Origin of the sequence: Cyanobacterium sp. T60_A2020_053 (assembly GCA_015272165.1) — a bacterium.
Taxonomy (GTDB): Bacteria; Cyanobacteriota; Cyanobacteriia; order Cyanobacteriales; family Cyanobacteriaceae; genus Cyanobacterium.
In genome coordinates, this window is sequence record JACYMF010000103.1 from 21,751 (window position 1) to 30,848 (window position 9,098).

8 protein-coding genes are annotated in these 9,098 nt (G+C 37.3%); 6 read left to right on the plus strand and 2 right to left on the minus strand.

The features are described 5' to 3' along the window. Nucleotides 1-23: 23 nt before the first annotated feature. Entirely contained in the window at nucleotides 24-314 is a 291-nt protein-coding gene (locus tag IGQ45_13610; GenBank protein MBF2058212.1) for a DUF3593 domain-containing protein, read from the plus strand. Between the two features lie 64 nt (nucleotides 315-378). Beyond that, a complete protein-coding gene (locus tag IGQ45_13615; GenBank protein ID MBF2058213.1) occupies nucleotides 379-1,722 on the plus strand; it encodes a hypothetical protein in 1,344 nt (447 codons plus the stop codon). On the opposite strand, the gene IGQ45_13620 is transcribed toward IGQ45_13615, so the two are convergent. Continuing rightward, nucleotides 1,719-2,465 (minus strand): metal ABC transporter ATP-binding protein, encoded by a 747-nt coding sequence (locus tag IGQ45_13620; protein MBF2058214.1) that lies wholly within the window; start codon nucleotides 2,463-2,465, stop codon nucleotides 1,719-1,721. The genes IGQ45_13615 and IGQ45_13620 overlap by 4 nt on opposite strands. Before the next feature lie 187 nt (nucleotides 2,466-2,652). On the opposite strand from IGQ45_13620, the gene IGQ45_13625 reads away from it, so the two are divergent. From IGQ45_13625 to IGQ45_13635, 3 genes are all read left to right on the plus strand, one after another. Next, nucleotides 2,653-3,918, plus strand: coding sequence for a PAS domain-containing sensor histidine kinase (locus IGQ45_13625; GenBank protein MBF2058215.1), 1,266 nt, complete (start codon nucleotides 2,653-2,655; stop codon nucleotides 3,916-3,918). 121 nt (nucleotides 3,919-4,039) lie between these two features. Next, complete coding sequence (gene hemF, locus IGQ45_13630; protein MBF2058216.1) at nucleotides 4,040-5,068, plus strand: oxygen-dependent coproporphyrinogen oxidase; 1,029 nt, start codon at nucleotides 4,040-4,042, stop codon at nucleotides 5,066-5,068. A gap of 245 nt (nucleotides 5,069-5,313) precedes the next feature. Continuing rightward, a complete protein-coding gene (locus IGQ45_13635; GenBank protein ID MBF2058217.1) occupies nucleotides 5,314-6,213 on the plus strand; it encodes an alpha/beta fold hydrolase in 900 nt (299 codons plus the stop codon). Between the two features lie 20 nt (nucleotides 6,214-6,233). Here the strand turns inward: IGQ45_13635 and IGQ45_13640 are convergent, their stop codons facing one another. Beyond that, the gene (locus IGQ45_13640; GenBank protein MBF2058218.1) at nucleotides 6,234-7,115 is read right to left on the minus strand and encodes an RluA family pseudouridine synthase; all 882 of its coding nucleotides are present in this window, start codon (nucleotides 7,113-7,115) and stop codon (nucleotides 6,234-6,236) included. A 358-nt stretch (nucleotides 7,116-7,473) separates the two neighbouring features. Here IGQ45_13640 and IGQ45_13645 point away from each other — a divergent pair, with 358 nt between their 5' ends. Further along, on the plus strand, nucleotides 7,474-8,790 hold the full coding sequence (locus IGQ45_13645; protein MBF2058219.1) for a dihydroorotase: 1,317 nt from the start codon (nucleotides 7,474-7,476) through the stop codon (nucleotides 8,788-8,790). The last annotated feature ends 308 nt before the right edge of the window (nucleotides 8,791-9,098 follow it).

The window sequence follows — 9,098 nt, forward strand, 5'->3', positions numbered from 1 at the left end:
ATTTTTAAGAAAAAAGATAAAACATGAGTATCGAGAATTTATTTGCAGTTTCTTTATTTCCCTATTTGGGATTTTTATGGTTTTTAACTAAGTCAAAAAAAGTGCCTAAGTTAGCTTTAAGAGGTTTTTATCTTTTATTGTTATTTGTTTTTGTAACGATTCCAGCAGGAATTTATGCAAAAGTTCATTATGATACTTCTTTGGCTAATGTAGATTGGTTACATGGTAGCGCTGAGTTTTTTTTAACTTTGTCTAATATTTTTGTGGTGTTGGGGTTTCGTCAAGCTGTGATGGAAAAGGAAAATCAGTCTTAATCTTTTGTAATGTTTGCCCTAGATGAGGGGAGTAGCCAACAGGTTCACAGTATAATTAAGTTGTTTGCCCAAAACTTTAGGTTATTTGGTTATGTTAGCTTATTTTCTCGCTGTAATTATTGCTGTCGTTAGTCTTAATCTCTATTTAACTGCTTTTATTCGCCCCAACATTCACCGTCAAGATGATTTTTTATGGAGTGGTTTAGGATTATTTTATGCTTTGACTCTCTGGATATGTGCAGGAAGATTCACTGGTGCTGTGCTTTTATCTCAAATGGCAATTACAACAGTGACAGTAGCTTTCATTTGGGAGAATACTCAGTTAAGGAAAGCATGGCGACAAAATGAAACTAATTCTTTAGAAGGATTTTCTGTATTAAGTTTTATTCTCTCTGTTTTAGCAAAGTTACCAAATTTGATTCAGAAAAAGAATAAATCCAGCGCCCCTCACCCCGCATCTAAAACTCCTCAAAGTGTCACAAAATCTTCTCTATCGGTGACAAAAGAGGATAATAATGTAACTACTATTCCTGATATTACTCCCGAAATTCAAGAGGCATTAGAAAATGTCGATGAATTGGAAACTTTACCGAATAATAATATTGTCTCTACATTAGTTGAAAATACTACCACTGATGTAGAATCTCCTGAAGTCAATTTAAGTGATCAAATCGAGATGACAGATACTGATTCTGAGGTTGAAAATATTAAAATTGAGGATAAAATTACTGCTTCTGATCTAAAAGAAGAAAATCAAAACACTACATCAGTAACAGAAAAAGATGATTATAAAGAAGAAGAAATAGATATTGAGAACAACCAAAACGAATTAGTAAAGGTAAAAAATAAAACACCAGAAGTACAAACTAACAGAAATGAGAAAAAAGGCTTTTTTAGCAAATTGATTAATATTCTTAATAGACCGAAAAAGGATAATACAGAGCTAAAAAACGTTACGGATAATAATATGTCTTTGGAAGACACTAAAGATGATGATGATTGGTTAAATGATGATGATTCTTCTTCTGAAGATATTGATACTTTAATCCCAGAAAATAATCAAGATCAAGACAGCGCCCCTCAACCCAGTTTAGAAATGGAGGAAAATATAGAGGTTTCTCAGGAAAATGAGACAGATAGTGAGGTGGAGGGCGCTGTTGAAGAAATTATAGAGACGGAAGAAACTCAAAAAGAAAGTGAACTAATAGAAGAAAAGTTACCAGAATTAGAAGTAGAAGCGATAACAGAAAATGCTGATAACTTATTAACTGAATTAAAAGAAAATATAGAGGAAGTAAATGAAACTATGGAAAGCACAACAGAAAATCAAGAAATTCCAGCGGAAGACACCATTAATAATCTCTTAGAATTAACTGATCAAACCAACCTCGACAACCCACCCCATTAAGCTACATCATCTTGAGAGGCAAAATAAACTTTGCCACCATAGGCATTGGAAATATTGACATCAGTTAACACATTTTCTCTTTTCCCGTAGGCAATTAACTGTTTATTGAGCAAAATCAAATCGTCAAAATTGTTGATAGATTCCCCCAAATCATGGTTAACTACCATGACAATTTTATTACTTTTAGCTAGTTCTTGAAAAATCTCAAAAATGATGGTTTCAGTTTTTTGATCTACTCCCACAAAAGGCTCATCAAAGAAAAATATATCAGCATCTTGAGCCAGGGCGCGCGCCAAAAATACCCTTTGTTGTTGCCCTCCTGATAATTGCCCAATAGGGCGATTACCCAGCGCCCTCAACCCCACCCTTTCAAGGCTATGACTTGCTTTTTCACGACTCATTCTCGAAAAAGGGCGTAACCAACCAGTTTTTTTCACTCTACCCATCATCACCACATCCCACACCGTAGCTGGATAATCCCAATCAATATTCGACCTCTGTGGCACATAGGCAACCAAATCCCGTTGCGAAGTGAGGGGGTGTTGACCGTACATCACGCTACCCATTCTAGGGGTAATTAAGCCCATCATCGCTTTGATTAGGGTGCTTTTCCCCGCGCCATTAGGTCCAATAATGCCCGTCACCCTGCCCGTTTTAACGGTTAAATTGATATTGCGTAAGGCTTCCAGTTGCTGATAACTTACTGTCAAATTTTTAATATCAAGGTGGAGGGCGCTGGTCATTTTTTTCCCTGCAATAACTTTCTATCATTATTATAGAAGAAAATGAAAGAAAAATGAAAAAATTATTCGATAATACTTAAGTAGATTCCATACAAAAAGTGTAAACCTGATAACTTGACATTGAACTAAGGTACAATAAATAAAAATTTCGTCAAAGTAATTAATGGGTGTCACGAAATTAAATTAGATGATCTATTTTTTTTTAGGCTTAATGGTTGGAATGATTTCGTTATGGTGGTGGCAAAAAAAAATTAACAAAGAATTACATCAAATCCTCATCTCTTTATCTCAATTTGAACAAATTCCTTCATTCTCCAAAGTATCGCAAGTTAAAAGAAGCGTAAATCTTCTCAGTAAAGACTATCAACATCTTCTAGCAGAAAAAGAATCATTCCAAGATATAATCAATCAAGCGCCCGTCGGCTATCTCAGAATTGACAGCGAAAATCATTTAATTGACTGTAACAAACAAGCCCAAAAACTACTACTGATACAACGTTGGCAACCAGAAAGACTACGTTTATTCTTAGAATTAGTGCGCTCTTATGAATTAGACCAACTCATCCAACAAACTCGCAAAACTCAACAACCACTATCTATTAAGTGGCAGTTTTTTCCCACTCCTAACTATGTCCTAGAAGAAGATAAGAAAAAAGCTGAAAACTACACACCAATTTATTTAAAAGCCTCCGCTATTCCCCTACCCAGAGAAGAAGTTGCTCTTTTTATTGAAGATAAACAAAAAATCAAAGAATTAACCCAGCGCCGAGAACAGGCTTACACTGATTTAAGTCATGAATTAAGAACTCCTCTAACATCCATGTCACTATTAACAGAAACATTAATTAGGCAAAGTGGTGATAAAAACAAAATTTGGCTAGAACAATTATACCAAGAAATAAATCGTCTAGTCACCCTGGTAGAAAATTGGTTAAAAGCGGCACAATGGGATCAAAATCCCTATCAAAATTTGGAATGGCAAAACTTAGAACTTAAACAATTAATCTTATCCGCTTGGCAGTCATTAGCAATGATTGCAGGAAAAGAAGAAATCGCCTTCGAGTATGAAGGAGAAGAAATGATGATGATTGAAGGAGACTTAAACTATTTAATACAAGCCTTTGTTAATCTTTTTGACAATGCCATCAAACATAGCCCCGTGGGCGGACTAATTACCGTAGAAGTAAGAAAACAAACCGTCAATGCTGAACATTGGCTGATTATTAACATTATGGATCAGGGTTGCGGTTTTGATGAACAAGATTTGCCCTATATATTTGAAAGACTATATCGAGGAGATAAATCGAGAGTAAGAAATGCCAAGCAAGGCAGTGGCTTAGGTTTAAATATTGTTAAACAAATTGTTGAAGCGCACGGCGGAAAAATCAGCGCCCGGAACCATCCCATGAAAACTGGAGCTTGGTTTCAAATTCAATTGGCAATGAAGCATTAAAATTTATGATGAGCCACTCTAATAAACGGTTGTTAAGAAGTGCAAATAATGGAGAGGTGAAGGGCGCTGACGGTTTATATTAGAAAAACTGTTATTAAAACAATTTAAAAGAAATATTGGCATGAATAGCGCTACTCAAGAAAATATTAACTCTAATACTATTAAATCTTTACCTCCCCAAGATGCCAAAGAAAGGGTAAGTAAGTTTATGCAATCCATACAAGATGAAATTTGTCAAGGTTTAGAAGCCTTAGACGGAGAGGGCAAGTTTCAGGAAGATAGTTGGCAGCGCCCGGAAGGGGGTGGCGGTAGATCAAGGGTAATGACTGACGGGGCTTTATTAGAACAAGGTGGCGTTAATTTTTCTGAAGTGTGGGGCGATCACCTTCCCCCTAGTATTTTGCAACAGCGCCCGGAAGCGCAAGGACATTCTTTTTATGCCACAGGCACTTCTATGGTATTACACCCTAAAAATCCTTATATTCCTACAGTACATTTAAACTACCGTTATTTTGAAGCCGGACCTGTATGGTGGTTTGGGGGGGGCGCTGATTTAACTCCTTATTATCCTTTTGCCGAAGACGCGCGCCATTTCCATCAAACTTTTAAAAATGCCTGTGATCGGCATCATGCTGAGTATTATCCTGTGTTTAAGCGTTGGTGTGATGAGTATTTTTATCTCAAGCATCGTAATGAAACTAGGGGAGTAGGAGGTATCTTTTTTGACTATCAAGACGGAAATGATCCTTTGTATCGTGGGCCTCATCCTGACAAAGGGGCTGCACAATATAGTAATGGTTTACCCGCTCAAAATTCTCGCTCTTGGGAAGAAATTTTTGCTTTTGTGCAGGATTGTGGTAAGGCGTTTTTACCTGCCTATACTCCCATTGCGGAGCGTAATCGCACTAAGGAATATGGGGAAAGAGAGCGTAATTTTCAGTTATACCGCCGAGGGCGCTATGTGGAATTTAATTTAGTCTATGATCGAGGCACTATTTTTGGTTTACAAACCAACGGGCGCACGGAGTCCATTTTGATGTCTTTACCTCCCCTCGTGCGCTGGGAATATGGTTTTACGCCCGAACCAAATACCCCTGAAGCTGAGTTATACGATGTTTTTCTTAAACCTCAAGATTGGATAAAAGAATAATTGATAATTGACAATTGATAATGAATAATTGACAATGAAAAACTATTAATTATCTCCCTCTGCTTCCCTTTCTCCCCCTGCTTCCCTTTCTCCCTCTGCTTCCCTTTCTCCCTCTGCTTCCCTTTCTCCCTCTGCTTCCCTTTCTTTCCATTGTTGGGTTTCGTAACCTCAACCCAACCTACCTCTGGTTAAAAATTGTTAGGTTAGAATAGTTAACATAACTTAACAAAAATTGATTATAGATAATGACATTAACTGTAGAATCTATCCATGATGTGCCGTCTTTACCCGGGGAGTATTGGCTATGGCGCGGAGAAAAAATATACTATGTCAAAGCTGGAAAGACTAATCCAGAGAAGCCACCATTATTATTAGTACATGGTTTTGGTGCTTCTACGGATCATTGGCGCAAAAATATTCATCAATTACAAGAAAAATATCAAGTTTGGGCTATTGATTTATTGGGGTTCGGGCGCTCGGCTAAACCGCCTTGGGAATACAATGGTATGTTATGGCAAGATCAGCTTAATGATTTCATTACGGAAGTAATCACTCAACCAACGATTTTAGCTGGTAATTCTTTGGGCGGTTATGCTTGTCTTTGTGCTGGGGCGAAGGGCGCTGGTAATGTGGCTGGTTTAATTTTAATTAATAGCGCTGGACCTTTTTCTGATAGTCGTCCGAAAAATCCTACTTTTACGCAAAAATTGACTCGTTTTATTTTAAGTCAATCTTGGGTTACTTTCTTTTTGTTTCAACGGTTAAAAAATAAAAAAAATATTCGTAAAACTCTTGAGCAAGTATATTTAGATCATTCTGCTATTAATGATCAGTTAATTGAAGACATTTATCGTCCTTCCTGTGATGCAGGGGCGCTACAAGTTTTTTCTTCTGTGTTTAAAAATCCTGAAGGTGATAATATTGATGATTTACTTAGACAGTTATCTTGTCCTTTATTGATGTTATGGGGAGAAAAAGACCCATGGATGAAAACTAGGGAGAGGGGCGCTAGATTTAAGGAATTTTGCCCAAATTTAACAGAATTTTACCTCGAAGCTGGTCATTGTCCCCATGATGAAATCCCAGAGAAGGTTAATCAATTAATTGATGATTGGATTAAAATTAAATTGCCACAGCATTTTTAACAATAAAAATCTCCTGAAAATTAAAGGCGATTTTTTAAAACACGCAGTAATTTCTCCATTTCTGGGGGGATGGGTGCTTCGGCGCTGATTATTTCTCCCGAAATTGGGTGAGTAAGAGTCAGACAAAAAGCGTGTAAGGCTTGTCCTGTTAAGTTTACGCCCACTGAATGCCCCGAACCGTACAGGGGATCACCTAAGATGGGATGGGCGACATGGGCGCTGTGTACTCGAATTTGGTGGGTGCGCCCAGTTTCTAAGCGGTATTCTACTAAAGAATAATTCCCTAGCTTTTCCCTCACTTGCCAATGGGTAATGGCTTCTTTCCCCCCTTTTTCTACTTCCACAATAGCCATTTTTTTTCTTTCGTGGGGATGTCTGCCTATGGGTAGATCAATAGTACCATTTTCTTGACTAAAATTGCCGTAAACGATGGCTAAATAATCTCTTCGGGCAGTTTTTGCTTTAATTTGTCCTTGCAAGTGGTGTAATACTTCTTCTGTTTTAGCTACCACCAGCGCCCCTGTGGTGTCCTTATCAAGACGATGCACAATGCCGGGGCGCTCAACTCCTCCAATACCTGTTAAGTCTGGACAATGGGCTAATAGAGCGTTTACTAGAGTTCCTGTATGGTGACCGGGCGCTGGATGCACTACAAAATCAGCACTTTTATTGACTATTAAAAGGTATTCGTCTTCATAGAGAATGTCAAGGGGAATATTTTCGGGCTGAATATGAGAAGGAATCACTGGGGGAAGATGTAAAAATATTTCATCTCCCAAATTTAAAATAGTTTTTTTTTGATCACAAAGACGATCATTGACATATACTTGTCCATCTTCAATTAACTTTTGAATCCTTGAACGAGATAAATCTTCGTTTTTTTCTGCTAACCAAGCATCTATTCTTTGCCTTTTTTCATCAACTATTATTTTTCTAAATTCTGAATTATTCACTTATTTGACTCTCTGATAAAAAAGAACTTAAATTATTTAAAAATATTATGAAAAAATACATATAGCAATACTAAATCGGTTGTGAGAATTATCTTATCGTAACAGGCAACAGGAAATCATAATTCATAATTGATTACCCTCACGACTCCACTTTTTCATTAACTCCTTGTTATATATTTGTTTTACAAATGAGAAAGATTATGAATTAAAATGAAGCAAAATAGTTTATGGCAAACAATTAACTTAATATAATCAATAGATAAAGTTTTTCTTTTCTTAAAAATTATATATCAGGTTTAATCAATTTATGACTCAAGCAGATTTACTAATCAAAAATGCTCAAATATTCTTAGCAAATGGTGATATTTTTCAAGGTGATTTAAGGATAACACAAGGAAAAATTGCGGAAATTGGTGAGAATTTAGAAGTAGCAGAAGAAAAGGTTATTGATGCTGAGGGATTAACCCTTTTACCCGGAGTAATTGATCCGCAGGTGCATTTTCGTGAACCGGGTTTAGAACATAAAGAGGACCTCTTTACGGCTTCTTGTGCCTGTGTCATGGGGGGGGTGACTTCTTTCCTAGAAATGCCCAACACTCGCCCCTTAACTACAACTCAAGAGGCTTTAGATGATAAGTTACAGCGCGCGTCCCAGAAGTGTTTAGTTAATTATGGTTTTTTTATGGGCGCTACATCGGAAAATTTGGATGATTTGCGCGATGCAACTCCAGCTTGTGGGATTAAAATTTTTATGGGTTCGTCCCATGGTGCTTTGTTGGTTAGTACAGAGCAAGAAATTGAGCCAATTTTTGCGAAGGGTAGTCGTTTAATTGCGGTTCATGCGGAGGATCAAGGGCGCATTGTGGAGCGTAAAAAGGAGTATCATGGCATCACTGATGTGGCGATTCATTCCACCATTCAGGATGAGACGGCGGCGCTTAATGCCACTAAATTAGCTTTAAAATTATCTAATAAGTATCAAAGAAGGTTACACATTTTACATCTTAGTACGGGTATTGAGGCGGAATATTTGCGAGAGCATAAACCTAGTTGGGTTTCTACGGAGGTGACACCGCAACATTTAGTTTTAAATACAGATTCTTATGCTCAAATCGGTTCTTTTGCGCAGATGAATCCGCCGTTGAGATCGCCTGAAAATAATGAAATTTTGTGGAGGGCGCTGAAAGATGGCGTTATTGATTGTATCGCAACGGATCACGCGCCCCACACCCTAGAAGAAAAAGCTCAACCTTATCCTAATTCTCCTTCGGGGATGCCGGGGGTAGAAACTTCTTTGCCTGTGATGTTGACTAAATTCTACAAGGAAGGGCGCTGTAGTTTAGGTGATATTGTGCGTTGGATGTGTTCAGCGCCCGCCAAACTCTACAATATTCCTCATAAGGGTAAAATTGAGTTGGATTATGATGCGGATTTAATTTTGGTGGATTTAAACACTTATCGCCCCGTATTGCGAGAAAATGTGCAAAGTAAATGCGGTTGGAGTCCTTTCGAGGGGTGGAATTTGACTGGTTATCCTGTTTATACCATTGTCGGTGGTCAAGTGGCTCTGGAAAAAGGCATTATTAATACCAGTGTGCGGGGGAGTGCGCTGTCTTTTGGCTAGGGAAATTATGAATTATGAATTATGAATTATGAGTTATGAATTATGAAGTTCTAATGCTTTAATTAGGGTCTGCTGAATAAATCAAAACCCTTGTCAAATAAAGGTTTAAAGTCTATTCTACATCACAAAAAGTGTCATAAATTGACTTTTTACTCTAAAAATACTCTATTTTTTTCATCCGAATCAAAAATAATTGATACAAATGAGCAATTTATGAAAAGTAACTATTTGGCTAAAGTCTTTAATTTATAAACATTTCACCTGAAACCTGACACCCGAAGCCTGACACCTCCCCTCACCAAAATACT

What these genes read in the sequence shown, in the direction of transcription:
- IGQ45_13620 (MBF2058214.1), bottom strand. Translation starts at nt 2,465, where the DNA reads ATGACCAGCGCCCTCCACCTTGATATTAAAAATTTGACAGTAAGTTAT.
- IGQ45_13645 (MBF2058219.1), top strand. Translation starts at nt 7,474, where the DNA reads ATGACTCAAGCAGATTTACTAATCAAAAATGCTCAAATATTCTTAGCA.
- IGQ45_13610 (MBF2058212.1), top strand. Translation starts at nt 24, where the DNA reads ATGAGTATCGAGAATTTATTTGCAGTTTCTTTATTTCCCTATTTGGGA.
- IGQ45_13635 (MBF2058217.1), top strand. Translation starts at nt 5,314, where the DNA reads ATGACATTAACTGTAGAATCTATCCATGATGTGCCGTCTTTACCCGGG.
- hemF (MBF2058216.1), top strand. Translation starts at nt 4,040, where the DNA reads ATGAATAGCGCTACTCAAGAAAATATTAACTCTAATACTATTAAATCT.
- IGQ45_13625 (MBF2058215.1), top strand. Translation starts at nt 2,653, where the DNA reads ATGATCTATTTTTTTTTAGGCTTAATGGTTGGAATGATTTCGTTATGG.